Annotated in this window: 29 protein-coding genes and 2 pseudogenes; 20 read left to right on the forward strand and 11 right to left on the reverse strand. The window is 67.7% G+C overall.

The window, feature by feature from the left end; genetic code table 11:
- Positions 1–228: 228 nt before the first annotated feature.
- Together A5698_RS27060 and A5698_RS27065 are read right to left on the reverse strand one after the other, a co-directional pair.
- A complete protein-coding gene (locus A5698_RS27060) occupies positions 229–996 on the reverse strand; it encodes a CPBP family intramembrane glutamic endopeptidase (protein ID WP_068303425.1) in 768 nt (255 codons plus the stop codon).
- A 19-nt stretch (positions 997–1015) separates the two neighbouring features.
- Positions 1016–1813: a DUF2470 domain-containing protein gene (locus A5698_RS27065; protein WP_068303427.1), complete on the reverse strand. Its 798-nt coding sequence runs from the start codon at positions 1811–1813 to the stop codon at positions 1016–1018.
- 110 nt (positions 1814–1923) lie between these two features.
- On the opposite strand from A5698_RS27065, the pseudogene A5698_RS28295 reads away from it, so the two are divergent.
- The 3 genes and pseudogenes from A5698_RS28295 to A5698_RS27080 form a co-directional block, all read left to right on the forward strand.
- A pseudogene (locus A5698_RS28295) lies at positions 1924–2559 on the forward strand (prephenate dehydratase domain-containing protein); the annotation flags it as partial.
- A gap of 28 nt (positions 2560–2587) precedes the next feature.
- Complete coding sequence (locus tag A5698_RS27075) at positions 2588–3517, forward strand: LCP family protein (RefSeq protein WP_068303527.1); 930 nt, start codon at positions 2588–2590, stop codon at positions 3515–3517.
- Positions 3518–3649: 132 nt separating this feature from the next.
- Entirely contained in the window at positions 3650–4192 is a 543-nt protein-coding gene (locus A5698_RS27080; RefSeq protein WP_068303433.1) for a ferritin, read from the forward strand.
- Here the strand turns inward: A5698_RS27080 and A5698_RS27085 are convergent, their stop codons facing one another.
- The 3 genes from A5698_RS27085 to A5698_RS27095 all read right to left on the reverse strand — a co-directional run bounded on the left by A5698_RS27085 (position 4193) and on the right by A5698_RS27095 (position 6526).
- Positions 4193–5044 (reverse strand): glycerophosphodiester phosphodiesterase, encoded by an 852-nt coding sequence (locus tag A5698_RS27085; RefSeq protein ID WP_067090666.1) that lies wholly within the window; start codon positions 5042–5044, stop codon positions 4193–4195.
- A 5-nt stretch (positions 5045–5049) separates the two neighbouring features.
- The gene (locus tag A5698_RS27090) at positions 5050–6090 is read right to left on the reverse strand and encodes a DUF4328 domain-containing protein (RefSeq protein ID WP_068303436.1); all 1041 of its coding nucleotides are present in this window, start codon (positions 6088–6090) and stop codon (positions 5050–5052) included.
- A gap of 94 nt (positions 6091–6184) precedes the next feature.
- Positions 6185–6526, reverse strand: a complete 342-nt coding sequence (locus A5698_RS27095; protein ID WP_068303438.1) for a rhodanese-like domain-containing protein — start codon at positions 6524–6526, stop codon at positions 6185–6187.
- 370 nt (positions 6527–6896) lie between these two features.
- Between A5698_RS27095 and A5698_RS29200 the strand changes: the two genes are divergently transcribed.
- Positions 6897–7055: a hypothetical protein gene (locus A5698_RS29200; protein ID WP_197506911.1), complete on the forward strand. Its 159-nt coding sequence runs from the start codon at positions 6897–6899 to the stop codon at positions 7053–7055.
- A 79-nt stretch (positions 7056–7134) separates the two neighbouring features.
- On the opposite strand, the gene sodN is transcribed toward A5698_RS29200, so the two are convergent.
- Positions 7135–7557: a superoxide dismutase, Ni gene (gene sodN, locus A5698_RS27100; protein ID WP_064401171.1), complete on the reverse strand. Its 423-nt coding sequence runs from the start codon at positions 7555–7557 to the stop codon at positions 7135–7137.
- A gap of 86 nt (positions 7558–7643) precedes the next feature.
- On the opposite strand from sodN, the gene A5698_RS27105 reads away from it, so the two are divergent.
- The 4 genes from A5698_RS27105 to A5698_RS27120 all read left to right on the forward strand — a co-directional run bounded on the left by A5698_RS27105 (position 7644) and on the right by A5698_RS27120 (position 10299).
- Positions 7644–7922, forward strand: coding sequence for a S24/S26 family peptidase (locus A5698_RS27105; RefSeq protein WP_231967573.1), 279 nt, complete (start codon positions 7644–7646; stop codon positions 7920–7922).
- A 121-nt stretch (positions 7923–8043) separates the two neighbouring features.
- Entirely contained in the window at positions 8044–8577 is a 534-nt protein-coding gene (locus tag A5698_RS27110; protein ID WP_068303442.1) for a peptidase, read from the forward strand.
- 258 nt (positions 8578–8835) lie between these two features.
- The gene (locus A5698_RS27115; RefSeq protein ID WP_068303445.1) at positions 8836–9522 is read left to right on the forward strand and encodes a TMEM165/GDT1 family protein; all 687 of its coding nucleotides are present in this window, start codon (positions 8836–8838) and stop codon (positions 9520–9522) included.
- Between the two features lie 378 nt (positions 9523–9900).
- The gene (locus A5698_RS27120) at positions 9901–10299 is read left to right on the forward strand and encodes a helix-turn-helix domain-containing protein (RefSeq protein ID WP_064348517.1); all 399 of its coding nucleotides are present in this window, start codon (positions 9901–9903) and stop codon (positions 10297–10299) included.
- 50 nt (positions 10300–10349) lie between these two features.
- Here the strand turns inward: A5698_RS27120 and A5698_RS27125 are convergent, their stop codons facing one another.
- A complete protein-coding gene (locus tag A5698_RS27125; protein WP_068303449.1) occupies positions 10350–11510 on the reverse strand; it encodes a hypothetical protein in 1161 nt (386 codons plus the stop codon).
- Positions 11507–11998 (reverse strand): ImmA/IrrE family metallo-endopeptidase, encoded by a 492-nt coding sequence (locus A5698_RS27130; RefSeq protein ID WP_068303452.1) that lies wholly within the window; start codon positions 11996–11998, stop codon positions 11507–11509. The genes A5698_RS27125 and A5698_RS27130 overlap by 4 nt, the downstream gene beginning before the upstream one ends.
- A 256-nt stretch (positions 11999–12254) precedes the next feature.
- Between A5698_RS27130 and A5698_RS27135 the strand changes: the two genes are divergently transcribed.
- The 9 genes from A5698_RS27135 (at position 12255) to rraA (ending at position 20280) form a co-directional block, all read left to right on the forward strand.
- A complete protein-coding gene (locus A5698_RS27135) occupies positions 12255–12911 on the forward strand; it encodes a DUF6474 family protein (RefSeq protein WP_068303457.1) in 657 nt (218 codons plus the stop codon).
- 7 nt (positions 12912–12918) lie between these two features.
- On the forward strand, positions 12919–13434 hold the full coding sequence (locus tag A5698_RS27140; RefSeq protein WP_068303460.1) for a hypothetical protein: 516 nt from the start codon (positions 12919–12921) through the stop codon (positions 13432–13434).
- 32 nt (positions 13435–13466) lie between these two features.
- Complete coding sequence (locus tag A5698_RS27145) at positions 13467–14075, forward strand: YcnI family copper-binding membrane protein (RefSeq protein WP_068303463.1); 609 nt, start codon at positions 13467–13469, stop codon at positions 14073–14075.
- A complete protein-coding gene (locus A5698_RS27150; protein WP_068303466.1) occupies positions 14072–14584 on the forward strand; it encodes a copper resistance CopC family protein in 513 nt (170 codons plus the stop codon). Before A5698_RS27145 ends, A5698_RS27150 begins: the two co-directional genes overlap by 4 nt.
- A complete protein-coding gene (locus A5698_RS27155) occupies positions 14581–15504 on the forward strand; it encodes a CopD family protein (RefSeq protein WP_068303533.1) in 924 nt (307 codons plus the stop codon). Before A5698_RS27150 ends, A5698_RS27155 begins: the two co-directional genes overlap by 4 nt.
- A 91-nt stretch (positions 15505–15595) precedes the next feature.
- Entirely contained in the window at positions 15596–16117 is a 522-nt protein-coding gene (locus A5698_RS27160) for a hypothetical protein (RefSeq protein WP_068303467.1), read from the forward strand.
- Between the two features lie 45 nt (positions 16118–16162).
- Entirely contained in the window at positions 16163–16912 is a 750-nt protein-coding gene (locus A5698_RS27165) for a MerR family transcriptional regulator (protein WP_068303471.1), read from the forward strand.
- A 68-nt stretch (positions 16913–16980) separates the two neighbouring features.
- Positions 16981–19791, forward strand: coding sequence for a winged helix-turn-helix domain-containing protein (locus A5698_RS27170; protein ID WP_068303477.1), 2811 nt, complete (start codon positions 16981–16983; stop codon positions 19789–19791).
- 9 nt (positions 19792–19800) lie between these two features.
- Positions 19801–20280, forward strand: a complete 480-nt coding sequence (rraA, locus tag A5698_RS27175) for a ribonuclease E activity regulator RraA (RefSeq protein WP_068303479.1) — start codon at positions 19801–19803, stop codon at positions 20278–20280.
- Between the two features lie 86 nt (positions 20281–20366).
- On the opposite strand, the gene A5698_RS27180 is transcribed toward rraA, so the two are convergent.
- A complete protein-coding gene (locus tag A5698_RS27180) occupies positions 20367–21842 on the reverse strand; it encodes a flavin-containing monooxygenase (protein ID WP_068303482.1) in 1476 nt (491 codons plus the stop codon).
- A 79-nt stretch (positions 21843–21921) separates the two neighbouring features.
- Between A5698_RS27180 and A5698_RS27185 the strand changes: the two genes are divergently transcribed.
- Positions 21922–22569, forward strand: a complete 648-nt coding sequence (locus A5698_RS27185; RefSeq protein WP_067080153.1) for a TetR/AcrR family transcriptional regulator — start codon at positions 21922–21924, stop codon at positions 22567–22569.
- Between the two features lie 20 nt (positions 22570–22589).
- Positions 22590–23831, forward strand: a complete 1242-nt coding sequence (dinB, locus tag A5698_RS27190; RefSeq protein WP_068303485.1) for a DNA polymerase IV — start codon at positions 22590–22592, stop codon at positions 23829–23831.
- 228 nt (positions 23832–24059) lie between these two features.
- Here dinB and A5698_RS30080 read toward each other — a convergent pair.
- Together A5698_RS30080 and A5698_RS27200 are read right to left on the reverse strand one after the other, a co-directional pair.
- Positions 24060–24191 (reverse strand): annotated as a pseudogene (locus A5698_RS30080) (hypothetical protein); the annotation flags it as partial.
- A gap of 194 nt (positions 24192–24385) precedes the next feature.
- On the reverse strand, positions 24386–25390 hold the full coding sequence (locus tag A5698_RS27200; protein WP_068303491.1) for a PHP domain-containing protein: 1005 nt from the start codon (positions 25388–25390) through the stop codon (positions 24386–24388).
- A gap of 87 nt (positions 25391–25477) precedes the next feature.
- Here A5698_RS27200 and A5698_RS27205 point away from each other — a divergent pair, with 87 nt between their 5' ends.
- Positions 25478–25855 carry an ArsR/SmtB family transcription factor gene (locus A5698_RS27205; protein ID WP_068303495.1) on the forward strand — a complete coding sequence of 126 codons (378 nt, stop codon included), beginning with the start codon at positions 25478–25480 and terminating at the stop codon, positions 25853–25855.
- Positions 25856–25864: the final 9 nt, after the last annotated feature.

The following is a 25864-nucleotide window of genomic DNA, read 5'->3' on the forward strand; positions in this document are numbered from 1 at the left end:
GCCCAGCTGCTCGCCCAGACGGTCGAGGAGGCGACCGGGCTGCGGATGGACCATTACGCCGAGATCGGCATCGGCGGTGCGGGTTGGTGCGGCGGGGGCGGCCGGTAGTTGGGGTCTCGGCGGATCACCTGTGACGGCTCCCGGCGCGGCCGCGGCGGCGGCTCGAACCCGCGGGGCGGTTGCCGGTTGTCGGTCACCTATCAGAATCTACGTCGCAAGCGCGGTTGTTCACCGCAACCAGCCCAGATGACCTGCGGCGAGCGCATACCCGACGAACGCCACAGCGTCGATCAGCGCGTGCGCGACGATCAGCGGCCACAGCCGGCCCGTGCGCAGATAGACGTAGCCGAACACCACTCCCATCGCCAGGTTGCCCAGGCCGGCGCCGAAGCCCTGATAGAGGTGGTACAGACCGCGCAGTGCGCTGGTGGCGACGACGGCGGTCACCGGGCTCACCCGCAACTGCCGGAGTCGGGTGATCAGGTAGCCGACGACGATCACCTCTTCGGCCCACCCGTTCGCGAACGCGGTCAACAGCAGGACCGGTATCCGCCACCAGGTGTCGTACAGTTCGGCCGGCTCGACGTTCGCGTTCATGCCGAGCAGCCGCGCGATCTGATACAGCGCGAGGCCGGGCACCCCGATGAGCGCCGCGAGGCCGATCCCGCCGAGCAGGTCGGGACGCCATCGGGGCCGACCCAACCCGATCGAGCGCAGCGTAATTCCGCTGCGCCACAACAGATATATCGCCAGCGCGCCCCATGCTGACAGCTGAAACACCCAGACGAGGTTGAGCCCGAGGTCGATGAGGTCGAACGGGGACCGGCGCGGATTGAGCGCGATGACCTGTCCGGACAGACCGAGCAGGACGGACTCGATCAGGTTGAGCAGCGCGCTGTAGGCCGACAGGCCGAACGTCACCGCCAGCACGACGATGATCTCGATGCGCAGGGCCCGGCGGGCGGGGTCGGTGAGCTCGTCGGGGGCGCCGGTCACCGGAGCTACGGTAGTGCGGTCAGAGTTTCCGTGCGCGCAGCCCGTTGAGGAACGGGCAGCCCATCAGGACGCGGATGGCCTGGCTCAAGCCGGTGACGTCGTCGACCGGCCGGGTGAACGGCAGCCGCACGTCGTGGTCGCCGTCGTCCGTCTCCACCCGCAGCTGCACGCCGTAGCGGTCCAGCCCCAGCGGCCGAACACGGCCGCGGCGCAACGACATCGGGAGTCGGCTGGCGAGCCGCTCGACCACATCGCGGTGTGCCGACTCCATGTGCTGCAGCCAGCACGACTCCATTGCGCAGAACGGGTCCGGCCGCGCGTCCAGCAGCGTGCTCACGCCGACCGACTCGGCGCCCGTGGAATCGGCGACGACGACGGAGTCGATCTCCAGCCGCAGAAGCGTGTATCCCTGGTCGCCGTCGGCGGGCCCGGAGTTCACCTGCAGCAGGGCCGGATTGGGGTCTTCCGAGGCGATCAGGTCGAGAAGGGCCGACACCTCACCCGCGGGGATGTCGTGCAGGCGTCCCTGGATCCACACCAGCGAGCGCACCGGCTCGCGCAATGGCAGCGGCGCGTAGTCCGTCATCTCCAGCACCGCCTGCACCCCGCCGACTCCGGCCCCGACGGCCGCGGCGGCCACCGCGCTGTCCGCGGGGACGGTGATCGCGAACGAGCCGTCGTCGAGTAGGTGGTGGACGGGTGTCTCGGTGGGGCCGCCGTTCTCGCAGCCCTCGATCGCGAGCATCGCGCCGCCCGCCTTGGCGCACGCGCTGCGGATCCGCTCGGCCGTTGTCGGTGCCGTGACCGTTGTCGCCATCGCGCCTCCTTCAAGATAAGGTGAGCCTAACTTAACTACCGATCGACGGATCCCGCAAGGCTTTCGTGCAGCGGAACGGCATTACCGGGGTGACCCGATAGTGTTGACCTGTGCCGCGCATCGCTTATCTCGGACCCGAAGGGACGTTCACCGAGGCGGCGCTGCTCAAGATGGCGGGGGGCGGAATGCTGCCCGGCGGGGCAGGCGCCGACGAGGTGACCCCGGTCCCGTGCGAGAGCACCATCGGCGCGCTCGCAGCGGTGCGCGACGAGCGTGCCGACTACGCCTGCGTGCCGATCGAGAACTCGATCGAGGGCTCGGTGCTTCCGACGCTGGACGGGCTGGCGACCGGCACGCCGCTGCAGATCTTCGCCGAGCTCACGCTCGACGTGTCGTTCACGATCGCCGTCCGTGATGGGACAGCGGTCGAAGAGGTCGCGACCATCGCCGCCTTCCCCGTCGCGGCCGCACAGGTGCGCAACTGGCTTGCCGAGCATCTGCCGTCGGCGCGGGTGGTGCCCGCCAACTCGAACGCCGCGGCGGCCAACGACGTCGCCGAGTGCCGCGCCGACGCGGGGGTGAGCACGGCGCTGGCCACCAAGCGCTACGGACTCGCGGCGTTGGCGTCCGACGTCGTCGACGAACCGAACGCGCGCACCAGGTTCGTGCTCGTCGGACCGCCGGCCCCGCCGCCGCGACGCACCGGCGCCGACCGCACCTGCCCCGCCGAAGCCGAAACGAACACGGCGCAAACGGCATTGGGGACGCCTGTTGTTGGTCGTCCTGCTGTTGGCCGTCGTGGGCGTGGTGGCGGGTGGGCTCTGGATCGACTCGTCGCTGCAGCGCACCAGCGCGCTGGTCGACTACCCCGACCGTCCCGCGTCGGGCGCGGGAACCACGTGGCTTCTGGTCGGCTCGGACAGCCGCCAGGATCTGACCCCCGAACAGCAGGCGGAGTGGACCACCGGAGGTGACCTCGGTGACGGTCGCACCGACACCATCCTGGTGGTGCACATCCCCGGCATCACCTCGAGCACCAAGGCGACGATGGTCTCGATCCCCCGCGACTCGTACGTGTCGATTCCGGGCTACGGCAGCGACAAGATCAACGCCGCGTTCACCCTGGGCGGCGCCCAGCTGCTCGCCCAGACGGTCGAGGAGGCGACCGGGCTGCGGATGGACCATTACGCCGAGATCGGCTTCGGCGGGTTCGCCACCATGGTCGACGCCGTCGGCGGGGTGCAAGTGTGCCCCACCGAACCCATCAGCGACCCGCTCGCCGGGATCGACCTACCCGCCGGATGCCAGGAACTCGACGGTCGCAGCGCACTCGGATTCGTCCGCTCCAGGGCCACGCCGCGCGCCGACCTGGACCGCATGCGCCACCAGCAGGAGTTCATGCAGGCCCTGCTGCACCGCGCCACCAGCCCGTCCGTTCTGCTCAACCCGCTGCGGTGGTATCCCATGGCGCGCGCGGCAACGCGCACCGTCACCGTCAACGAGAGTGACCACGTCTGGAACCTGGCCCGCCTCGCCTGGGCCATGCACGGCGACGTGCTGACCACGACCGTGCCCATCGGCGAATACACCAGCGGTGACGTGGGTTCGGTCGTGGTGTGGGACGAGGAGCTCTCGAGCGAGCTGTTCGAGGCGTTGCGCACCGACGCCGCCATCCCCGCCGAGGTCCTCGACGCGCAGCCGTGAGCGTGGCTGTAGCAAACTCATTCTCGATCCTGTAAGCGCCATCACGAAGGCTGTGCTCAATTAGGCTAAGCTCGCCTGTGTTAGGTCGCCCTTCACTGACAATGCCGTCTGACCTGCGATATCGTCGCTGCCATGACCACTGCCGAAGCGTCCGACACGAAATTCCACGCCCTTCTGCAAGAGCAGATCCGCAACGAATTCGGTGCCGCGCAGCAATATCTTGCGATCGCCGTTCACTTCGACGGCGCGGACCTTCCGCAGCTGGCCAAGCACTTCTACCGCCAGTCCGTCGAAGAGCGCAATCACGCGATGATGCTGGTCCAGTACCTGCTCGACCGTGACGTCGAGGTCGAGATTCCCGGGGTCGACCCGGTGCGCAACAACTTCGCCACACCGCGCGACGCGCTCGCCCTGGCCCTCGACCAGGAACGTACGGTCACCGAGCAGATCAGCCGGTTGGCCGGTGTGGCCCGCGACGAGGGCGACTATCTCGGCGAGCAGTTCATGCAGTGGTTCCTCGGCGAGCAGGTCGAGGAGGTCGCGCAGATGACGACGCTGGTGCGCATCGCCGACCGGGCCGGCGCCAACCTGTTCCATCTGGAGGATTTCGTCGCGCGCGAACTGGGTTCGGCGGCGGACAGCGCTGCGCCGAAGGCCGCGGGCGGGAGTCTCTAACTAGTCGCGCCCCGCGCCCGCCAGACCGTTCTGCAGCCAATCCTTGGTGCGGCCGGGATGGTTGGTCGCGACCCAGGCCACCCCGAGGTCGCGGCAGTAACGGACGTCCTCGAAATGGTCGACGGTCCAGCAGTACATCGCCCGGCCCTGTGCGGCCGCGCGGTCGACCAGTTCCGGATGCTCACGCAGCGTCGCGATCGAGGGCCCCACCGCGGTGGCGCCCACGGTCGTCGCCGCGCTACCGCCGAGATACCGCGACGTCTCGCCCAGCAACACCGTGGGCAACATCGGCGCCGCACGACGGATCCGCCACACCGCGGCGGCCGAGAACGACATCACCACCGCCCGCGCCAGGTCGGCCGATGCCGGCGCGGCGATACCGAACTTGTGCAGCAGCGCCAGCACCTTGCTCTCCACCAGAGCGCCGAACCGGACGGGATGTTTGGTCTCGATGAACAGCTTGACCGGCCGGTTCCAGTCGAGCACTAAAGAGATCAGGTCCTCGAGCGTGAGCAATCCGGTATCGCCTTGCGCCTCAACAGCATTCCGGCTGGGATGCCAGCCGCCGAAGTCCAGCTCGCGCAGCTGGGCGAGCGTCATGTCACTGACGAGGCCGGTTCCGTTCGACGTCCGGTCGACCCTGCGGTCGTGTACGCAGACCAGATGGCCGTCACGAGTGAGCCGCACATCGCATTCGACGCCGTCCGCGCCCTCCTTGAGCGCAAGCTCGTACGCCGCGAGCGTGTGCTCGGGACGGTCGGCCGATGCGCCACGGTGCGCCACGACGAATGGATGGCCCCCGAGCGTCGGTCCGGAAGCCGCGGTGTCGGCGGCTTCGGAGTCGCCAGTCATACGACCTATGCTGCCGGGTCCTGCCCTCGGGACTCAACCGGAACCTCTTGCTCGGGCTGATCCTCGGCACGCGAGCCGTCGTCGGGGACGATCACCCAGCGCTTGCTCGGCCGCTCGACCGGGCGGCGCTCGAACCCCGCAACGACCTTCTCGGCCAGCAGGAGGGTCGCCAGCGCGAGCAGGTACGCGATCATCGTGGTCATGGTGTTGTCGGCGATGCCCTGCGCATCGCGCGTGAAGCTGGTCGCGATCGACCAGATCGACACCGCGTAGCTGGCGATCCACGCCAGCCACCACACCACGATCGGCCGGCGCAGGTGGCCGAGCCGTTCCTCGACGCCCGCCAGCTCGATGACGAACACCGGCGCCCAGAAGAGGTTGACGAACGGCAGCAGACAGCCGGCCTGCAGCCGCCAGGACGGTCGAGGATCGGTGGCCCCCCGAAACGCGTACGCGGCAGCGCGTCGCGCGATCAGCCAGTTGGTCAGCATGATCAGGCTCGCCACCACCATGAACGCGGCGACGACGCTGAGCACGACGCCGAACCACGTCGCGATCGCGGCGATCCACGGAGGCAGCAACACCGTGCGGTTGATGATCAGCAGCGCGTAGCGCGCCAGGTGGATCAGGGCCGCGGCGCCCAGGACCGCCATCGTCAGCCACAGGGTGCCGCGCAGCATGCCCGACGACGGCCCGCCGCGCGCCACCTCCTGCTGTTGATCGACCGGTGCGATCTGGTCGACGAGCCCCCACCGCGGAATGGTCGCGTAGCGCGGTGTCGGGCCGAGGACCCGCCGGGGACGCCGCGGATGCGGCGGTGCGCCGGGCCGCACCGCGACCCAGCGATAGCCGGGCGGCAGCTGCGGCCGCGACCCGGTGCCCGGACCGGGTCCGGCCGGACCGGGCGGACGGGCACTCCATTGGGCGTCCGCGGCCGGTGCGGGCGCCGACGGCGGCATCAACGAACCGTTGCAGCGCGGACACCACGTCCTGCGGCGGTCGCGCACGTTCCACCGGGTTCCACACTGGGAACACACCTGGATCATTTCGCTCCTTGCGTGCGCGGGATCATTTTCGCTCCTCGCCTGCGCGGGATCGGCATTCCTCGCCCGACCATTCGACCAGGGTAGCGACGATCCGTCAGACGACGCCCGGGCCACCGCCGTCGGTGACGACCGGACGGCCCGCTCCGGCCCAGGCGAACATGCCACCGTTGACGTTGATCGGCGAGTAGCCGTTCCTGGCCAGGTACTGCGCAACCCGCTGCGAGCGCCCTCCGGCGGCGCAGATCACGTACACCTGGGCCTCGGTGTCGATCTCCGCGAGGCGTGCGGGGACCTGACCCATGGGGATGTGCCGCGCGTCCGGTGCGTGACCGCGAGCCCACTCGTCGTCCTCCCGGACATCGATAAGGACCGCTCCCGGTCCGAACGTCGTCGGCACCTCGGCGATGTCGGCCTGCGCGTACTCAGCCTCGTCCATGCCTCAATGCTGACATGCCCTCGGGCGTCGCGCGCCGACAGCAATGCCGACCTATCCACAATTTCCACAGGTTCATCCACAGGCCCGCCACGTCGAAGAACCCGCCGTGAGCCGCTGAATCTGTGTTTTCCCTGAGGAAAACTGTGGATAAGCCGTCGGTTATCCGGCGGTCCCATCAACAGATTCTCGACTGGCGAGCGAAATCCCTAGCCGAACTAACCGCAAAGCGTGGCCGCACGGCGCCGACGGCGGCACATGTGAGCCGATTTTCCCGGCGACACATCAGGGGTTATGATCGGCGTCACAGCTGGCAAAGCTGTGATCGATCTCACCGGGGGAAGACTTTAAAGACGCAGGTCAGGAGGGGTTCATGACGTCTTCGATGGGTCCGGGTTCGGCAATGCCACCCACGGAATGGCAGTCGTCGACGCCGACCGCCTACACCCGCACCCAATTGATGGCGTTCCTGCGCGCCGGCGTGATCGCGCTGGTGCTCCTGGTCGTGCTCGCGCTCATCGTCCTGTACTGACGAACGCCCGCCTCGAATCTCGGATACGAAAGAGCCGCCGGTCAATGACTCGGCGGCTCTTCGGTGTCGGGCAGGTGTGTCAGGCGGGCGGATAGACACCCATCTGCTTGCCCTTGTCGGTCTGCCAGAAGATGTCGGCGATCTCGTCGATCGTCTTGAGCAGCTTCTCGGCGACCGCGACGTCGAGCGACTTCTTGACGTCGCCCGCGCCGTGCACGCCGTCCCAGAACAGCTGGTGCAGGTTGGGGAACTGCTCGAAGTGATCCTTGGTGAAGAAGTCGGCCCACAACACCATCAGGTGATGCTTGACCTCTTCGGCCTGGCGCTCCTTGATGATGATGGCGCGCGCGCGGAAGTGCTCATCGTCTGAGTCGTGATACTTCTGGATCGTCTTCAAGCACGAGAGCGCCTCGATTTTGGCCTGCGCGGGGTCGTAGACGCCGCAGTACAGATCGCAATGGGCATGGGCGGGGGTTGCGTTGTTGAACAATCGATGCAGCATGAGTCCTAACTTACCCTTTGGGTGTGCGCCGCAACCAGACACCGCGACGCTGGCCGCTGTGGCTGTTCCGAGTGGTGGACGACTCGATGCGTCCGACGGTTGCACCCGGCGACGGGCTTCTGGCCATGCGGGGCGGCCGCATTCGGCGGGGCCAGCTAAGAGTGTTCCGGGATCCGCGTCAATCCAGGCGGTGGCTCGTCAAGCGGGTCGGTGATGTATATGGCGCGGGCCGCGGCGTGATCTTTGAAGCCCGCTCGGACAATCCGGGCGCACCCGGCGCCGCCGACTCGCATGATTTCGGCTGGATCTCGGCGGCCGGGTCGTATCGCGTGCTGTGGACTGCCCGAAACGATTCCGGCAGTTAGCAGTCGTGTCCTCTTGCGTGCCAGCCAAGTTCTGCCGCATGCTGAGCAAATCGACCCACTGGCGTGTCGGGCCATCAGTCGGCTGGGGCCGGCGTCCGAACACCGATGGCGCGGAGGCGATATGGAGAGGGAGTCGGGTAAGGCGATCGAAGTCGCCCCCTTTCATTCACGCGGTTCACTCAAGGGTTTCGTGATCTCGGGCCGATGGCCGGACTCAACCAAAGAATGGGCGCAGCTGCTCATGGTCGCCGTCCGCGTCGCGTCGCTCCCCGGATTACTCTCCACGACAACGATATTCGGCGCCCACGAAGAGCTGCCCGACGAGCCCGAACCCAACACTGTCGGCCTCGTCGTCGCCGAGGGCACCGTGGTGGGCGAATCAGCGGTGCCGCCAGGTTATTTCGCCGAGCACCAGCCGCCGGCCCTGCTGATGCTGCATCCCCCTTCGGAAACCACGCCGTCACTTCCCGAGTGCAACGGCGCGGCGTCCGGCTGCGTACTGCTGCCCGGCCTCCCACATCTCGGCCTCGAGCACCGCGCCGCGTGGGTGGAAGCCGAAGTGGACGGAACGGTGACCTCGATGGTGAGCCGCGTCGGTGTCGACCCGATCAGCCATCCGGACACCGCGATCCTCGCGATGCTGCTTGCGGCATAAGGGCTTTCGAAGCATTCGATTCGGGTCCCTGAACGGCGAATTCGGCCGCCCGAAAACACTGTGGCGCTGGCGCATCCGCGTAACCGCGGCTAGGGTCGGTTCAGTAAGCGAAGGGGAGTAGCCCCCAATCGTCGTGTCGACATACTGGCGCAAGCCCGGCCGACGAACCACACCGCGTGTGGTGGGCGAGACCTTCGACCGAAGCCGGCGGGGCGGGAAGCTCCGGATCGTCGGCGACGCGTCGAAAGGGTCGTCCGAATGCTCGCCGCCATCCTGGTCAGTCTCGCCGTCGTGTTCGTCGCCGAACTCGGCGACAAATCCCAGCTGATCACCATGACCTACTCGCTGCGGCACCGATGGTGGGTGGTGCTCTCGGGTGTCGCTATCGCCGCGATGCTCGTGCACGGCCTGTCGGTGGCCATCGGGCACTTCCTCGGCATGACGCTGCCCGAACGCCCCATCGCGTTCGTCGCCGCCATCGCGTTCCTGTTGTTCGCGGTGTGGACGTGGCGCGAGAAGGGCGACGACGAAGAGATTCGCATCGCCGAGCCGCGTTACGTGGTGCCCGCGATCGTCTCGTCGTTCGTCCTCGCCGAACTCGGGGACAAGACGATGCTGGCCACCGTGGCGCTGGCCAGCGACCGGAACTGGGCCGGTGTGTGGATCGGCGCTACGGCGGGCATGGTGCTGGCCGACGGCGCCGCCATCGCGGCCGGCAGGTTGATGCACAAGCGACTGCCCGAGGCGTTCCTGCACGGTCTGGCCAGCGTCCTGTTCCTGCTGTTCGGACTGTGGATGCTGCTCGACGGTGCGTTAGGACTGCGTTGGGTCGCCGTCGGCGTCACCGCCTCCGTAACGGTCGCCGTGCTGGTGACCTGGCTCGTCCGGCGGCGCAGGGTGCCCGCGGAGGCCGCCGCAGAAGAGCCGTCGACCCGGCCGACCTGACACCACCTGCGTATTCGGCCCCGAGCGTCCCGCGACCACGCGTAAATTATTTGGCAAACGCCGTGAACCGCCCGAATGTATGCAAACGATGTTGCCGGCGGCGCTCAGGGGGTTGACACCGGCCGCCCTACCTGGCAGCCCGGCAAAATTGGTTTGTCAGAGTCGCAGTAGTTTGCTTCGTCGCACCGTATGGTAGAGCCGTCGGCACACGTTCCGATCGTCCTCGAATGGCTAAGCCGGCAACGTAGCGAGCGCTGACGAGGGAGCTGAACAACTTTTCCCGGGTTTGCACTTGGTTGTGGCCACAACACTCGCTACGATGATCAGCAAATACGCCGCTTGTACACCGCTCGTCCAATGCATGTGGAGGTCCTATCGATGAGCACGACGTTCGCCGCTCGCTTGAACCGGCTGTTTGACACGGTCTACCCGCCGGGACGCGGCCCGCACACCTCCGCCGAGGTGATCGCGGCGCTGAAGGCCGAGGGCGTCACCATGTCCGCTCCGTACCTCTCGCAGCTGCGCTCCGGCAACCGCACGAACCCCTCGGCAACGACCATGGCGGCTCTTGCCAACTTCTTCCGGATCAAGCCGGCCTACTTCACCGACGACGAGTACTACGAGAAGCTCGACAAGGAGCTGACCTGGCTCGCCAGCATGCGCGACGAGGGTGTCCGGCGTATTGCCGCGCGTACCGTCGGCCTGTCGCCGGAGGCCCAGCAGGACATCGTCCAGAAGGTTGATGAGCTGCGTCGCCGCGAGCATCTCGACGATTAGCCCGACCCGGCCCGCCCGCCCCAGCTGGCGAAGCGCGGCCACCAGACCAGCTACGCTGCTTGACCCGCCGCGGCACCGCGGCGGGTCAACGCGCGGTACTGCTCGGCGATCTCCAGAATCCACTCGCGGTCTGAGTACTCGCTGGGTTGGTTGAGCCAACCCAGGCCGGGAAAGTCGACGCGCTGATCCTCCGCGGCGCCGTCGATTCCGGAATGGATCCATTCGGCTATCGCCTTCGCTTGTTCCTGCGGCGGAACGGGTGGCGATTCGAGTTCAGCGTCGTCCTCGGCCTCGTCACCGGTCACCGCGCCGGCGGGGTCCACCCGCAGCTTGCGGCGGTACTCGGCGGCCGTGGCTTCCAGGTAGAGGGCATCGGAGATCAACGACATCCGCTCGGCGACCCGGAAGACCAGCGGACCGCGTGGCCGGACCCCGATACCGATGTCGGGGTGCCTGCGGCCCAGCTCGGTGAGTATCGGTTGGATCGCCCGCAGTTCGCGACGAGCGCCGAACCAGTCCTCGATGCTGGGCAGCAGTGATCCCGCGGCGACGACCACCATCGCGCAGCCCAGGAGCGTCGCCGCGGCGCCGACACCAACAGGCCCGCTGCGGTTCACGGCGCGCAGGAAGAAGAAGGCGGCCGCGACCGCGATCAGCACGATGCCGAGCGTGAACACGAACAGCGCCCGGCCACGGCGGCTGCGATTCGAGTAGCGCAGTCCCGCCCAGGAGACCAGTGACAAGGCCAGCAGCACGTACAGCAGCGGCAGCAGCCAGGGCAACGAGTTCCCGCCCTCGCTCAGATTGCGCTGCAGGAACTCCTGGGCCGACATCTCGGGCTGCCGTCCCGCGGCGAAGAACGCCAGCGCCGTCACCACGGCGATCACCGCCGCGACGGCGTACTGCGCCATGGCGATCCTGCGGATCGTCGCCGGTTTACGCACCGACGACGCGGAGGTGATCATCACGCAGCTGCCCGCGGCACAGGCGACGAGCGCGATCTGGGACAAGCCCAGCGAGATGTTGGGCCAGGGCAGGAGCCGGTCGATCAGCAGCGTCAACGGCTGCCAGTTCAGGGCGGCGATCAACGCCAGGCTGGCCAACGCGAGGATCATCGCGGTGCTCACCAGGCTCTGCTTATTGACCAGCGCCCACCCGATGCGTAGGCCGGTGGCCAGTCCGAGCAGACCGGCGATCACCCAGACGATCAACCAAACGCCTCTCCGAGCCGCACCTGGACGATCGACGAACGGTCCGACGGCAGCCTGCCGAGGCGGTAGAGCAGCAGGGCCGCGAAATCCTCCGCCTCCTGCTCGGCCGCTTCACCGGCGGGTCCCATACAACCGGTCCGCTGGTTGAGCATGTAGCTGATGAGATCGGAGCTGGCGAACTCCGTGCTCTGCTCGGCGGCCTGCGCGACGGGGATGCCGTCGTGGCCCAGCACCAGATGCCCCAGCTCGTGGGCCAGCGTGCGGTCCCACGCGGGCAGACCCTTCTGGATCAGGAAGACATCGTGGTCGTTGTACTGGCGCCATTGCCCACAGACACCGGGCGGCAGCTCGGCCATCTTGAGCTCGATGCGTCGATTGCGGTCTTCGCTCACCGCCTCGACGAGCCGGGTCAGCGACACCTCCCCGTGCCGCGGCGCCAGTTCGAGCACGGCCCCGACCGCTCGGGTGACACGGCGGTTAGCTGGCATGGATCCCCCTTCCGACCAGTCCACTATCCGCTGTCCGCCGTCTTGACGGGCGGCTTCTTGGCTTCAAGTTCGCGAACTTGCGGTTCTGTATAAGCATGCCCGTAATGCGCGGTCCAGCCAAGGCGTATCCGCAGCGGCCCCGCGGGCATCGAGCCGCCCGCAGCCCACGAGCTCGCAACGATAGGGTTGTGCTGCACCGACAACCCGCACAGCGACGACGTCAGCGGCCGGAAACACCATTGGGAGGCAAGCCGGGATGAGCCTGTTCAAGCGACGCAAAACCCGCGCCACCCGCAGGGCCGAGGCCCGCGCGATCAAGGCCAAGGCGAAACTGGAGGCCAAGCTGGCCGCCAAGAACGAGGCCCGTCGCATCAAGGCCGCCAACCGTGCGGAGACCAGGGCACTCAAGGCCCAGCTCAAGGCGCAGCGCGATAGTGACCGGGCGGCGCTCAAAGTCGCCGAGACGCAACTGAAGGCCGCGCGCGAAGGCAAGCTCTTCTCCCCCGGCCGGATTCGGCGGGTGCTGACCGTGACACGGCTGCTCGCCCCGATCGTGGTGCCGGTCGCTTACCGCGCGTCGATCACCGCGCGCGGTTACCTCGACCAGCGCCGCGCGGACCGGCTCGGGGTTCCGCTCAGCCAGGTCGGTCAGTTCAACGGGTACGGCGCCCAGCTGTCGGCCCGCATCGCCGGCGCCGAGCAGTCGTTGCGCCTCGTCGCCGAGAAGAAGCCCAAGGACGCCGAGACCAAACAATTCGTCGGTGCGATCACCGAGCGGCTCGGCGACCTGTCCGCCGCCGTGGCCGCCGCCGAGCACATGCCGCCGGCACGACGTAAGGCGGCGCACGCCTCGATCGAACAGCAACTCGACGGAATCGACGCCGACCTGATGGCTCGGCTCGGCGTGAGCTGAGCGGTCCATGTCGCCCACCGGTCTCGCGGCACGCCTTCGTGGCGTGGCTTCGGGGCTGCTGACGGCGACGCTCGCCGCGGCCGCACACGGATACGGCGGTGCCGAGTTACCGACCGGGGCGGCGACGGTTGCGATGGCCATCCTCGCCGCGACCATCGGTGCGCTGATCGCGGGTCTCTCGCGGGCCTCGGAAATTCCTGTGCTGCTGGGGATCTTGGCGTCGGGACAGGTCGTCGGCCACATCTTGCTCGGCGTCACCGGGCATACCCACGCACCGCCGAGCACGACGATGGTGGTCGCGCACGTGCTGGCCGTCGGAGTGGGCGCAGTGCTGATCGCGGCCGGCGACCGCCTGTGCCGGGCGGTGTCGCGCGCGGTGCGGGTGGCGGTGCGGATCGTGCGCGCACCGGTTCCGCCGGAGGCGCGCTGCAGCGCTCATCGTGCCGAACAACCGCTTCGCTCCGCGCTGCTTCTCGCCGCGTCGGTGTCTCATCGTGGCCCGCCGGTCAGCCTCGCCCGCTGATCGACTTCCCCACGACACAGAAAGCCCATTCGATGAGAACCATCACCAGGGCGCCCCTGCGCGCCCTCATCACCGTCGCCGCAGCAGCGTCGACGATCGCGCTCGCCGGCACCGCCTCGGCCCACGTCCGCGTGGATGCGGACCACGCGGACCGCGGCGATTACGCGATGCTCACGTTTCGGGTCCCCGGTGAATCCGATACCGGTGCCCTCACAACGGAATTGACCGTGGAGCTGCCGAACCTGACGTCGGTGCGGACAGAGGTCATGTCGGGGTGGACCGCCCGGCTGGACCGTGACACCGCAGCGGGCACCGTCCGCTCAATCACCTGGACGGCGGCGCCGGGAACCGGCATCTCGCCCGACCAGTTCGCGTTGTTCCGCGCCTCGGTCAAGCTTCCCGACGACGACTCGGTGAGCTTCCCCGCCACCCAGACCTACGACGACGGCACCGTCGTGCACTGGAGCCAGCCCGCGACAGCCGACGGCACCGAACCCGAGCACCCAGCGCCGGCGCTGGAGTTGACCAGCACGGGTACGCCGCCGACAACCGACACCGGAACGCGGTGGCTCGCCGGCGGGGCGCTGGGCGTGGCCGCCATCGCGCTCGCTGTGGCGCTTCTTTCGAGGCGGCGGGCATGAGGAGGTTTGCCGTCGGTGTGCTCGTGATCGCCTGGGTGGCCGCAGGGGCGCTGGCCGGTGCGGGCACCGCGTCCGCGCACGCGACCCGCATCGCCGCGGACCCGGCCGAAAACGCCCGACTGACGGAGACGCCGACGTCGGTGTCGGCGACGTTCAGCGAAGCGATGCAGACGCAGTTCGCCGCGATGACCGTCGTCGGCCCCGACGGCAACCTGTGGTCGACCGGTGAACCGGAGGTCCAGGGCGCCGTCCTGCGTGTCGGCGTGCGACCGCTCGGGCCGTCCGGGCGATACACCGTGAACTACCGGGCCACCTCGGCCGACGGGCACGTGGTCAACGGGTCGTGGTCGTTCGAGCTGAGTGTGCAGGGGACCGGGACGCCGGGACCTCCCGCGGCCGCCCCGGCTGACACCTCGGCCGACGACGGGGTCCCCGTGTGGCCGTTCTTCGTGGGCGCCGTCGTCATCATCGGTGCCGGCGCGGTGTGGGCGGTGCGGCGGCGCCAGTGACGCGCGCACGCACGGTGGCCGCCGGGGTCCTGCTGGCGGCCGCCGCAGCGGTCCTGGCGTGGGCCTTGGCCCATCCGCAGGGGTCGTTGGCCGTGATCGCCGTGCGAGCACTGGCCGACGGCGCAGGCGTCGTGGCGCTGGGCCTGGCCGTGGTGCCGATGCTCGACGGTGAGCGTCGTCGCGGTGAGCTGCTGGTCCGCTCGTCGCGACCGCTCGCGGTCACCTCGGCGGTGTGGCTGCTGGCCGAGCTGGCCCGGTTGCTCGTCGAGGCCGCACAGGCCGCGGGGCTGCCGGTGCTACGGCTCGGCGTGCAGACCACGCTGAATTTTGCGACCGCGACCGCTGCCGGGCGGTCGGGCATGCTCTCGCTTGTGGTTGCGGCCGCCGTCGGCGTCGCCGCGCTCGCCGCGCCGCGGACCTGGTCGAGGAACGTCGTGATGATCGGCGCCGTGGCGGTCGGGGTGGCCGCACGCCAACTGACGGGGCACTTCGCGGACAGTGCGCTGGGCGGTGCCGCGGTCACCGTGCACACCCTGGCCGCGGCGCTCTGGTGTGGAGCGCTGGCCGCGCTGGTGCTCACCGTCGACCATCGGGGTCAGTGGGCCAGGATGCTGCCGCGTTTCTCGCAGTTGTCGCTGGTCTGCGTGCTGGTTCTGCTTGCCGGCGGGGCGGCGGGTGCCGCGATCCGGTTGGGCGCACCGGCCGAGCTGTACACCACCGGCTACGGACGGCTGCTGTCGGCCAAGATCGCGGCGACGGTCGCTCTCGTCGTCCTCGGCTGGCGAAACCGCACGATGTGGGTGCCCGCCGCACGGTCGCACCGTGTGACGGCGGTGGCGTCGCGCACCAGGGCGCGGGTCGAGACCGCGCTGATGATCGTCGCGCTGGTGCTGGCGGCCGGTCTGGCCGTCGCGGGTTAGCGCCATATCCGACCTGGCATGATGGGACCGTTCGACTGCCGGTCGCCCGCTCGGCCGGCCTGGCGCCGAGACACTGCAAAGGAGCAGCCCGATGGCAGACCAGCAGGGCCGACCCGACGAACATCCGCAGGGCTCACCACCGGCGGATGAGTCGACCCCGCAGCCCGCTGCCGCGGAGTCGGCGAGCACCTCGCCGGATCCGTTGATCCCCCCGGCGCCCGCGAAGAAGACTCCCGCCAAGAAGACTCCCGCGAAGAAGGCGGCCAAGAAGACCCCGGCCAAGAAGGCGGCGAAGAAGGCCGCACCGGCCAAGAAGACGCCCGCCAAGAAGGCGCCCGCCGCCAGGAAGGAGCCGGCTAAGAAGGCTCCGCCGAAGACGGCGCCCCCGACGGAATCGGCCGCCAAGGACAACAGCCTCGAGTCGGCGGCGAAAGAAGCCGCTGCACAAGCCAAGTCGACGGTCGCCAGCGCGCCCAACGCGGTGTCAGGGCCGGAACCGGCGCCGTTGATCGGTCCGGAGCCATCGCGGCTGCCGGTGGCGGTGGCGGTCGCGGCGGGTGTGCTGGCGATCATCGTCGTGCTGCTGATCCGCCGCGGCGGCGACGAGGACTGATCGATCGCTTGACCCTGACGCGGCGTCAGGGTCGATAGTGGCGATATGGACGCCATGACCGTCGGCGCGGTAGCCGCGCTCACGGGTGTCTCGGTTCGCACCCTGCACCACTACGACCACATCGGTCTGGTCGTGCCGAGTGTGCGCACACCGGCGGGCTATCGCGGCTACACCGATGCCGATATCGAACGGCTGCATCTGGTGCTCGTCTACCGGGCGGTCGACATGCCCCTCGAGGAGATCCGCGTCCTGCTGGACGGCGAGGCCGACGCGCTCGAGCACCTACGGCGTCAGCACCAACTCCTGCTGAACCGATCGGACCGGCTGCAGCAAATGATCAAAGCAGTGGAGGAACTGATGAGCGGACACCGCAACGGAATTCAACTGACCGCCGAGGAACAGGTGGAGATCTTCGGCAGCGCGGTGTTCCACGAGCACGCCGCGGAATCCGAAGAGCGGTGGGGCGGCACCGATGCGTGGAATCAATCGCAGCAGCGAACGGCGCGGATGACCAAGCAGGACTGGATCGAGTTCAAGGCCGACAACGACGCGCTGTTGGAGGCGCTGGCGCAGGCCCACAGGAATGGCGTCGCACCCGGAACGCGGCGCGCGAACGAGCTGGCCGCGTGGCATCGCGCGAACATCGAGCGGTTCTACGACTGCGACCACGAGATGCACGTGTGCCTGGCCGAGATGTACCTGGCCGACGAGCGGTTCCGGCGCTACTACGACGACGCCGCGCCCGGGCTCGCGCAGTTCGTGCACGACATCATCGTGGCCAACTCCGATCGCTGATCAACTCCGCCCGCACGGCCTTCCCGAAAGTTACGCTTCGCCTATCCGCCATCAACGGGGTTGGGAGCATGACTGGGCAACCGCCGTCGGGCACGGTGACGTTCCTGATGACCGACCTCGAAGGGTCAACCCGAATGTGGGAGCAGGACCCCGAGGCGATGAAGGCCGCCATGGTTCGTCACGACGAGCTGTTGGAGAAGACGGTCGCCGAGCACAACGGCTTCGTGTTCTCCCGGATGGGCGACGGGATGGCGGCCGCGTTCGCGACGGCCGTGGATGCCGTGCGCGCGGCAGCGGCCTTTGAAAGCGCGCTTGCGGACCAATCCTGGCCTACCGCCCGGCCTTTGCGGGCGCGGGCAGGACTGCACACCGACGACACCGTCGTGGTCAACGAGAGCTACGCCAGTCGCCCGATCAACCGCTGCGCACGCCTCATGGCCGCCGCCCATGGCGGGCAGGTGCTGATGTCGGCTGCCACCGAATATCTCGTCCGCGACGTCCTTAACGTGGAGATGGAGCTTGTCGACCACGGTGAGCACCGGCTACGCGACCTCGGCAGTCCCATGCGGATTTTCGAGCTGGTCTGGGGCGGACAACGCGAGCAATTCCCACCGTTACGCAGCTTGGACGCCTTCCCCGGATACCTCCCCGTACAGGTCAGCTCGTTCATCGGGCGCACCGCCGAAGCAGCGAAAGTGGCAGCAGCACTGGAAACTTCGGGAATCGTGACAATCACTGGAGTCGGAGGTGTCGGTAAGACACGGCTCGCACTTCAGGTTGCCGCCGACGTACTGCCCCGCTACCGGGAAGGAGCCTGGTTCGTCGACCTCGCCCCGGTGCGCGATCCCTCTGCCGTGGCAGAGGCCGTCGCCGCGGCCTTCCGCATGACCAACCGCAGCGGATCGCGTCTCGAAGACTCGTTGATCGAAATGCTCGCCCAAAAGCAGTTGTTGCTTTTGCTCGACAACTGTGAGCACCTGTTGTCTGCGGTCGCCGGCCTGGTGACCCGCATCGCCCGAGAGTGCCCCGGCGTCGTCGTACTCGCCACGAGCCGTGAGGGAATCGCGATCGACGGTGAACAGCTGATCGCATTGCCCCCGCTTCCGGTAGGCGAACGCGGTGACGACATCGAGCGCCTCATCCAAACCGATGCCGTGGCACTATTCGTGGAACGAGCTGCCCACGTGAGAGCCGACTTCTCACTCACTGCATCGAATGCCCCAGCGGTAGTGGAGATTTGCCGACGTCTCGACGGTGTCCCGCTGGCCATCGAGCTGGCCGCAAGCCGCGTGATCGCGCTGACTCCTGCCGAAATCGCCCGTCGGCTCGATCGGCGTTTCCTCGAGTTGGCCGGCGGCCGGCGCGGTGCCGTTGAACGTCATGCAACCCTGCGCGCCGCCATCGAGTGGTCATACGACTTGCTCCGCGCGCCCGAACAGAGACTCCTAGTACGCATGGCGGTCTTCTCCGGCGGGTGCACGCTCGACGCCGCCGAGGGGGTGTGCAGCGGAGACGCTGTACGGCGTGAGGAGGTAGTGGATCTCATCACTGGCCTCGTCGCCCGTTCCCTCGTGTTCGTCGAAGACGGCCGGCCCGGAAACAGATACCGACTGCTCGAGACGATTCGCCAGTACGCGGAGCAGCGCCTTACCGAATGGGGCGAGTTCGAGTCGCTTTCCGTTCGACATGCGCAGTTCTACGCCGCGCTGTGCGCCGAGGCAGCGGCGAATTTCTACGGGCCTGAACAACTCGAATGGGCCAGAAGGCTCAACCTTGAACGAGACAACATCAAGGCTGCACTTGCAACAGCCATCGACCGCGGTGACGCGACCCTGGCCGTGCAACTGGTGGCGGACCACCCCGACGGCCAGAGTCAGGACGTGAGTCACGTCGGTGAACTGTTCACACTCGAAGCATCACGCGTACTCGAGTTACCAGGTGCCGCAGAGGAGCCCGGCTACTGCCGAGTCTTGATGGTGGCCGCACACCAGTGCTTTCACAGGGGAGAGCACACTCGCTCCGGCGATCTGTCCCGGCAAGCGCTGGAGGCCGAGCGACGTCTGCTGTCACCGCTGCCCGGTCCGCGCCCTGAAGTGGGAGTCTCGGCGCTCAAAGCGGCAGCCGCGCTGTGGGTCGGCGACTACGCCGACGCAGCCGCGTCCTACGCCCGCGCCGCGAAGCTTGCAACCGACGACGGCTCGTCCGGGCTTGCCGCGATGTTTCTCGCCTACAGCGTCAGCAGCAGGCTGCTCGGGGGCGGTTCTGTCGAAGACGCGATAGCCGACGCCGAGGAAGCCGTGACGCTGGCACGCCGCTCCAATATGCCCTCGGCGATCGCCGTGAGCCTCAACGCCCTGGCGCTGGCCTTGGTCGATATCGACCCGGCACGAGCCCGAGCCGTATTAGGGGAAAGCCTCGAGTTCAGCGTCACGCCGGGCGAAGAGATGTCGACGGCGGTCATGACGGCGGCCATGGTGGCCGGTCGACTCCGGGACTGGGAGCTCACCCTCTCCCTCGCCGGTCGGTCGTTGCACCTGTGGCGCTGGGTCGACTCACCGATGCAATCCGCTCCTACGCTTGCCCTGTGCGCCCGAGCCCTCGCCGAAGAACGACCCGAGACGGCAGGCCTGCTTCGTGGCGCGGCGTACGCGCTCTTCCATCGCGCGAGTTCGTTCGACGGCGTTGACCCGTCTGATCGCGGGGCGAGCGAGTCCGACGTCAACTACGTGCTCGCCGCGCTGCGCGAAGCGGGTGATCTTGTGGCCAAGTCGCTTGGCGACGAGAAGCGTCACGAACTCCGCAAGGCAGGTGCAGCGATGAGCGTCGATGAAGTGATCTCTCTGGCCCTCGCCAGCACCGGACAGGGCACACTCCCTTAGCATCGACCGGTGAGCATCGAACCCCGCCCCACCGCCGACCTGGTCGACGACATCGGACCCGACGTGCGCAGCTGCGATCTGCAATTACGCCAGTTCGGCGGGCGCGCCGAGTTCGCCGGGCCCATCGTCACGGTGAAGTGCTTCCAGGACAACGCCTTGCTGAAGTCCGTGTTGTCCGAACCCGGTGACGGCGCGGTGCTCGTCATCGACGGCGAGGGGTCGCTGCATTCGGCGTTGGTCGGTGACGTCATCGCGGGCCTCGGCGTCGACAACGGCTGGGCCGGTTTGATCATCAACGCCGCCGTCCGCGACTCCGCGACACTGCGCACCCTCGACATCGGCATCAAGGCGCTGGGCACCAATCCGCGGAAGAGCACGAAAACCGGTGCGGGCAAACGCGATATCGCAGTCGAGTTCGGCGGTGTCGTGTTCGAGCCCGGTCACATCGCCTACAGCGACGACGACGGCATCGTGGTCGTCGAGCCCTGAACCGGCCACTCCCACAACCGCGAACAGACGCGAACCTGCCTCATTTCGGCGAGAAATGGGCAGGTTCGCGTCTGCTCGGCGGAGAACTAGGCCGAAGCCTTCACCGACGCTTCGTGTTTGCTGAACTCCAGCGCCTCGTCGTCGACCCTGCCACGACGGATCAACCGCAGATCGAGCAGGTAGTTCTGCTTGAGCCGCCACGGGGTGACGTGTCCGGCCTTCGGCAGGTAGTCCAGTGCGCGCAGGACGTATCCGGGCGTGAAATCCATCAGCGGACGCTCGTCGACGGTGTTACCGGGATGCTTCGGCTCGAAGCGGTCGAATCCCTTGGCGTCCATGTAGTTCAGCACCCGGCAGAAGTACTCCGAGACCAGGTCGGCCTTCAGCGTCCAGGAGGCGTTGGTGTATCCGATCGTGAACGCCATGTTCGGCATGTGGGTCAGCATCATGCCCTTGTAGGCCATGGTCTCGTTCAGCTCGATCGGCTCGCCGTTGCGCATGATCGCCGCGCCACCGAACAGCTGCAGGTTCAAACCCGTTGCGGTGATGATGATGTCGGCGGTGAGCTCCTCACCGGAAGCGAGCTTGATACCCGTCTTGGTGAAACGCTCGATGGTGTCGGTGACGACATCGGCCTTGCCGTGGCGGATGGTCTTGAACAGATCCCCGTTGGGCGCCAAGCAGAGTCGCTCGTCCCACGGGTTGTACCGCGGACCGAAGTGCTTTTGCACGTCGTAGCCCTCCGGCAGCCGACGCTGCGCCATCGTCATCAGCTGCTTACGCATGAAATTCGGAAAGCGCCTGCTGATCTGATACTGCGCCGACTGGAACAGAATGCTCTTCCAGCGGTTGAGCACGTATGCCATCTTCTCCGGCAACGCCTTCTTGGTCTGGACGGCGAACGGGTCGACGTCGGGCAGCGCGCCGATGTAGGTCGGCGAGCGCTGCAGCATCGTCACGTGGCCCGCTCCCGAATTGGCCAGTGCCGGAATCAGCGTGACCGCGGTGGCGCCGCTGCCGATCACGACGATCTTCTTGCCCGTGTAGTCGAGGTCCTCGGGCCAGTGCTGCGGGTGGATGATCGTGCCCTCGAAGTCGTCGCGGCCGACGAACTCGGGGGTGTAACCCTCGTCGTAGTTGTAGTAACCGCTCGCGGCGAACAGGTAGGACGCGGTGATCTCCGCCTCCTCGCCATCGCGGTCGACGCGCACTGTCCAGCGGTTGTCCTGGTCCGACCAGTTCGCCGACAGCACTCGGTGGCGGTACCGGATGTTCTTGTCGATGCCGTACTCGGCGACCGTTTCCTTCAGGTACGCCATGATCGACGGCCCGTCGGCGATCGCCTTCTCGGATGTCCACGGCTTGAACCGGAAGCCCAGCGTGAACATGTCCGAGTCGGACCGGATGCCGGGGTACTTGAACAGGTCCCAGGTGCCACCGAGATTCTCCCGGCGCTCCAGGATCGCGTAGCTCTTACCGGGGCAGCGGTCCTGCAGGTGCCAGGCGGCGCTGATGCCGGAGATCCCCGCTCCAACGATGACGACGTCGAGGTGTTCGCTCATGGTACCGGAGCGTATCAACGCTCTGTCGAGTTAGTCAACGGTGTGTCGAGAAAGTCGACACCGTGTAAAGTCATGGGTTGTGACCACCGTCAGTCAGTCCCGCGGACCGCGGGGGCGCCGTTCCGGCAGACCCTCCGGCGACGACCGTGAGCAGGCAATACTCTCCACTCTCGAGGCCCTTCTCGAGGAGCGCTCGCTGGCCGACATCTCGGTGGACGACCTGGCCAAGGGCGCTGGTATCTCCCGTCCGACGTTCTACTTCTACTTTCCGTCGAAGGATGCGGTGCTCCGCGCGCTCGTCGAGCAGGTGATAGACGAGGCCGACCGCAACGCCGACGACGCGATGGGCGGCTTGGACACCGCGGTGGATCCCGCCGGCGTCTGGCGGGCTATCAACGCGCTGTTCCGCACCTTCGGGTCACACCGGGCCGTCACGCTCGCGGGTGCGGCCGCCCGGCCCACCAACCCCGACGTGCGCACGCGATGGTCGAGCTTCATGCAGAAGTGGATCGACTACACCACCGCGTCGATCGAGACCGAACGCGCGCGCGGCGAGGCGCCCGAGACCATCCCGGCACGGGATCTTGCGACGTCGCTGAACCTGATGAACGAGCGCACGATGCTCGCGGCCTTCGCGTCCGAGCAGCCGGCCGTCGACCCGGCGCAGCTCGTCGACACCCTCGCGCACATCTGGGTCACGAGCATCTACGGCAAGGCTCGCCACTAGTCGGTCCTCGATGCGAACATATGTTCGTGTCCACTGGTCCCGGGGCCGGCTCGGCGAGCATCCTGCACGCCGACCTCGACTCGTTCTACGCCTCGGTCGAACAGCGTGACGACCCGGCGCTGCGCGGTAAGCCGGTGATCGTCGGCGCCGGGGTGGTGTTGGCCGCCAGCTACGAAGCCAAGGCCTACGGGGTGCGAACCGCCATGGGCGGGCGCGAGGCACGCCGCCTCTGCACCCACGCGATCGTCGTCCCTCCGCGGATGTCGGCATATTCACAGGCCAGCGCCTCGGTCTTCGAGGTCTTCCGTGACACCACCCCCATGGTCGAACCACTCTCGGTCGACGAGGCGTTCCTCGACGTGTCGGGTCTGTGGCGGGTGTCGGGAACCCCGGTCGAGATCGCCGCGCGGTTGCGCGAGCGCGTCCGCGACGAGGTCGGCCTGCCCATCACCGTCGGCATCGCCCGCACCAAGTTCCTGGCCAAGGTCGCCAGCCAGGAAGCCAAACCCGACGGGCTGCTGCTGGTCCCACCCGATCGCGAGCTGGCGTTCTTGCATCCGCTGCCCGTGCGCAGGCTCTGGGGCGTCGGGGCGAAGACCGCGGAGAAGCTGCACTTCTACGGCATCGAAACCGTGGCCGACGTCGCCGAGCTGAGCGAGTCCACTCTGGGCTCCCTCGTCGGCGGAGCGATGGGCAGCCGGCTGTTCGCGTTGTCACACAACATCGATCGGCGACGGGTGGTCACCGGCGTGCGCCGCCGCTCGGTCGGTGCGCAGCGCGCGCTGGGTCGCCGCGGCAACACGATGTCGACGCAGGAGGTCGACGCCGTCGTCGTCAACCTGATCGACCGCATCACCCGCCGGATGCGCAAGGCCGGCCGGACCGGGCGCACCGTCGTCCTGCGCCTGCGGTTCGACGACTTCGGCCGCGCTACCCGCTCGCACACGATGCCGCGCGCCACGGCGTCGACGGAGGTGATCCTGCACGCCGCCCGTGGGCTCGTCGCCGCCGCGGCGCCCTTGATCGCCGGGCGCGGTCTGACCCTCATCGGGTTCGCGGTGTCCAACATCGATCGCGACGGCGCGCAGCAACTCGAGCTGCCCTTCGAAGATAGCCACGACACGACCGCGGTCGACGAAGCGGTCGACCAGGTGCGTCGGCGCTATGGCAATGCTGCGGTGACGCGCGGCGTCTCCCCTACTGACGTGTGGGCCCAGCTGGGCCGCGACCCCGGTCTCGAGATGCCCCAGCTACCCGACTGAACCGGGCCGGCCCTTACGCGGCTGGGCCTTCTTCGCCTTGGCGGGCTGCGCCTTCTTGGAAGCTCGCCGCGGATCCGGCGGCGGATTGGCGGCTCCGGTTTTCACCGACTTCATCGGCGGCACAGTCGTTTTCGCAGGCACCTTCTTGGCCGGGGATTTCTTGGGCGTCGCCTTCTTGACCGGAGCCTTGGCCACCACCTTGCTGGCGGGCATCTTCGGAACCGTCCTCTTGGCCGGCGCCTTCTTGGCCGGCGCCTTCTTGGCCGGCACCTTCTTTGTCGGCGCCTTCTTTGCCGGCGCCTTTTTGGCGGGAGCCTTCTTGGCGCATGCCTTCTTGGCCGGCACCTTCTTGGCCGGCACCTCCTGCGGCGCCGGGGCCCGTGCGGCCCCGTCCTCGGACTCTCCACTGACGCGACGCACGATGCGTCCGGCCGTCTCACCCGCGGCACTCGCGAGCTCCGCCGCACGTGCGCCCAGCGCCGCGGCCGTCTCACCGATTTTTCGTCTCACAGACACCCTGTACCCCGTTCGGGTCGGTTAACCGCGAACGATTTTCATGATCCGGCCCACGCCAACAGGCGATCGGCGGACCACGTGTTGACGATGCGGTCGACCGGCACGTCGGCGTCGAGCGCACGCTGCGCGCCGTATCCGAGGAACTCCAATTGCCCGGGCGCATGTGAATCGGTGTCGATCGAGAACAGGCAACCGATGTCCAGCGCGAGCTTGAGCAACCGGGTCGGCGGGTCGCGCCGTTCGGGCCGTGCATTGATCTCGACAGCCGTGCCGTGATCGCGGCAGGCCGTGAACACCTTCTCGGCGTCGAACTTCGATTCCGGCCGCATCCCCCGTCCGCCGGTGACCAGCCGGCCGGTGCAGTGGCCCAGTACATCGGTGTGCGGGTTGGCGACGGCCTTGAGCATGCGGCGCGTCATCGACGGCGCGTCCATCGCCAACTTCGAGTGCACACTGGCCACCACGATGTCGAGCCGTTCGAGCAGCTCTTCCTCTTGGTCGAGGGAGCCGTCCTCGAGGATGTCGACCTCGATGCCGGTGAGGATCCGCAGCGGCGCGACCGTCTCGTGCAACTCGTCGATGACGTCGAGCTGCTGACGCAGCCGGTCGGGCGACAGGCCGTTGGCGATCCTCAGCCGGGGTGAGTGATCGGTCAGCGCGCAGTACTCATGCCCGAGATCCCTTGCCGCCGACATCATCTCCTCGATCGGGGCCGACCCGTCCGACCAGTTCGAGTGCACGTGCAGATCGCCCCGCAGCGCTGACCGGATGTCCCCACCGCCGAGATCCTCTGCGTTGGAACGCAGTTCGACCAGCACATCGGGCTCACGCCCGGCCCATGCCTGCGCGATGACCTTCGCGGTCTTGGGGCCGATCCCCGGCAGCGATTGCCAACTGTTCGCGGTGCCGTGGCGATCGCGTTCTGCGTCGGAGAGCGCTTCGACGATGTCGGCGGCGTTACGGTAGGCCATCACCCGGCGCGGATCTTCGCGCGCACGGTCCTTGTAATAGGCAATCTGCCGAAGGGCGGTGACGGGGTCCATCACTCCAGTGTGCCCGTTTTGCTCCTGCGCACCGGACCCGGATATAGTGGATTGCGAATTCATTCAATCCATCAACTGCTGAGATCCATGCCACATCGCCTCCCTGGTAGCCCCGAGCTGCCGCTCTACGAGATCAAGGCCAACCTGTTCAAGGCGTTGGCCCACCCGGCGCGCATCCGTGTCCTCGAGATCTTGTCGGCCAACAACGGGCCGACTTCGGTCAGCGAGATCCTCGCCGAAACCGACCTCGAGCCCACGCTGCTGTCCCAGCATCTGGCGGTACTCAAGCGCCATCACGTGGTCTCGGCACAACGCGTCGGCAACTCGGTGATCTACGAACTCGCGCACCCGAAGGTGTCCGAACTGCTGGTCATCGCCAGAGCCTTCCTCGCCGACGTCCTCGGTGCCCACCGGGATCACTTGGAGGCCTTCAAGACCCTGCCCCCACTGGGGCACGACAAGTGAACCTCGCCC

It is taken from the genome of Mycobacterium sp. E136 (assembly GCF_001666865.1).
Lineage (GTDB): Bacteria > Actinomycetota > Actinomycetes > Mycobacteriales > Mycobacteriaceae > Mycobacterium.

What these genes read in the sequence shown, in the direction of transcription:
- A5698_RS27065 (WP_068303427.1), bottom strand. Translation starts at nt 1,813, where the DNA reads ATGGCGACAACGGTCACGGCACCGACAACGGCCGAGCGGATCCGCAGC.
- A5698_RS27080 (WP_068303433.1), top strand. Translation starts at nt 3,650, where the DNA reads ATGACCACTGCCGAAGCGTCCGACACGAAATTCCACGCCCTTCTGCAA.
- A5698_RS27085 (WP_067090666.1), bottom strand. Translation starts at nt 5,044, where the DNA reads ATGACTGGCGACTCCGAAGCCGCCGACACCGCGGCTTCCGGACCGACG.
- A5698_RS27090 (WP_068303436.1), bottom strand. Translation starts at nt 6,090, where the DNA reads ATGATCCAGGTGTGTTCCCAGTGTGGAACCCGGTGGAACGTGCGCGAC.
- A5698_RS27095 (WP_068303438.1), bottom strand. Translation starts at nt 6,526, where the DNA reads ATGGACGAGGCTGAGTACGCGCAGGCCGACATCGCCGAGGTGCCGACG.
- A5698_RS29200 (WP_197506911.1), top strand. Translation starts at nt 6,897, where the DNA reads ATGACGTCTTCGATGGGTCCGGGTTCGGCAATGCCACCCACGGAATGG.
- sodN (WP_064401171.1), bottom strand. Translation starts at nt 7,557, where the DNA reads ATGCTGCATCGATTGTTCAACAACGCAACCCCCGCCCATGCCCATTGC.
- A5698_RS27105 (WP_231967573.1), top strand. Translation starts at nt 7,644, where the DNA reads ATGCGTCCGACGGTTGCACCCGGCGACGGGCTTCTGGCCATGCGGGGC.
- A5698_RS27110 (WP_068303442.1), top strand. Translation starts at nt 8,044, where the DNA reads ATGGAGAGGGAGTCGGGTAAGGCGATCGAAGTCGCCCCCTTTCATTCA.
- A5698_RS27115 (WP_068303445.1), top strand. Translation starts at nt 8,836, where the DNA reads ATGCTCGCCGCCATCCTGGTCAGTCTCGCCGTCGTGTTCGTCGCCGAA.
- A5698_RS27120 (WP_064348517.1), top strand. Translation starts at nt 9,901, where the DNA reads ATGAGCACGACGTTCGCCGCTCGCTTGAACCGGCTGTTTGACACGGTC.
- A5698_RS27130 (WP_068303452.1), bottom strand. Translation starts at nt 11,998, where the DNA reads ATGCCAGCTAACCGCCGTGTCACCCGAGCGGTCGGGGCCGTGCTCGAA.
- A5698_RS27135 (WP_068303457.1), top strand. Translation starts at nt 12,255, where the DNA reads ATGAGCCTGTTCAAGCGACGCAAAACCCGCGCCACCCGCAGGGCCGAG.
- A5698_RS27140 (WP_068303460.1), top strand. Translation starts at nt 12,919, where the DNA reads ATGTCGCCCACCGGTCTCGCGGCACGCCTTCGTGGCGTGGCTTCGGGG.
- A5698_RS27145 (WP_068303463.1), top strand. Translation starts at nt 13,467, where the DNA reads ATGAGAACCATCACCAGGGCGCCCCTGCGCGCCCTCATCACCGTCGCC.
- A5698_RS27150 (WP_068303466.1), top strand. Translation starts at nt 14,072, where the DNA reads ATGAGGAGGTTTGCCGTCGGTGTGCTCGTGATCGCCTGGGTGGCCGCA.
- A5698_RS27160 (WP_068303467.1), top strand. Translation starts at nt 15,596, where the DNA reads ATGGCAGACCAGCAGGGCCGACCCGACGAACATCCGCAGGGCTCACCA.
- A5698_RS27165 (WP_068303471.1), top strand. Translation starts at nt 16,163, where the DNA reads ATGGACGCCATGACCGTCGGCGCGGTAGCCGCGCTCACGGGTGTCTCG.
- A5698_RS27170 (WP_068303477.1), top strand. Translation starts at nt 16,981, where the DNA reads ATGACTGGGCAACCGCCGTCGGGCACGGTGACGTTCCTGATGACCGAC.
- A5698_RS27180 (WP_068303482.1), bottom strand. Translation starts at nt 21,842, where the DNA reads ATGAGCGAACACCTCGACGTCGTCATCGTTGGAGCGGGGATCTCCGGC.
- dinB (WP_068303485.1), top strand. Translation starts at nt 22,590, where the DNA reads ATGTTCGTGTCCACTGGTCCCGGGGCCGGCTCGGCGAGCATCCTGCAC.
- A5698_RS27200 (WP_068303491.1), bottom strand. Translation starts at nt 25,390, where the DNA reads ATGGACCCCGTCACCGCCCTTCGGCAGATTGCCTATTACAAGGACCGT.
- A5698_RS27205 (WP_068303495.1), top strand. Translation starts at nt 25,478, where the DNA reads ATGCCACATCGCCTCCCTGGTAGCCCCGAGCTGCCGCTCTACGAGATC.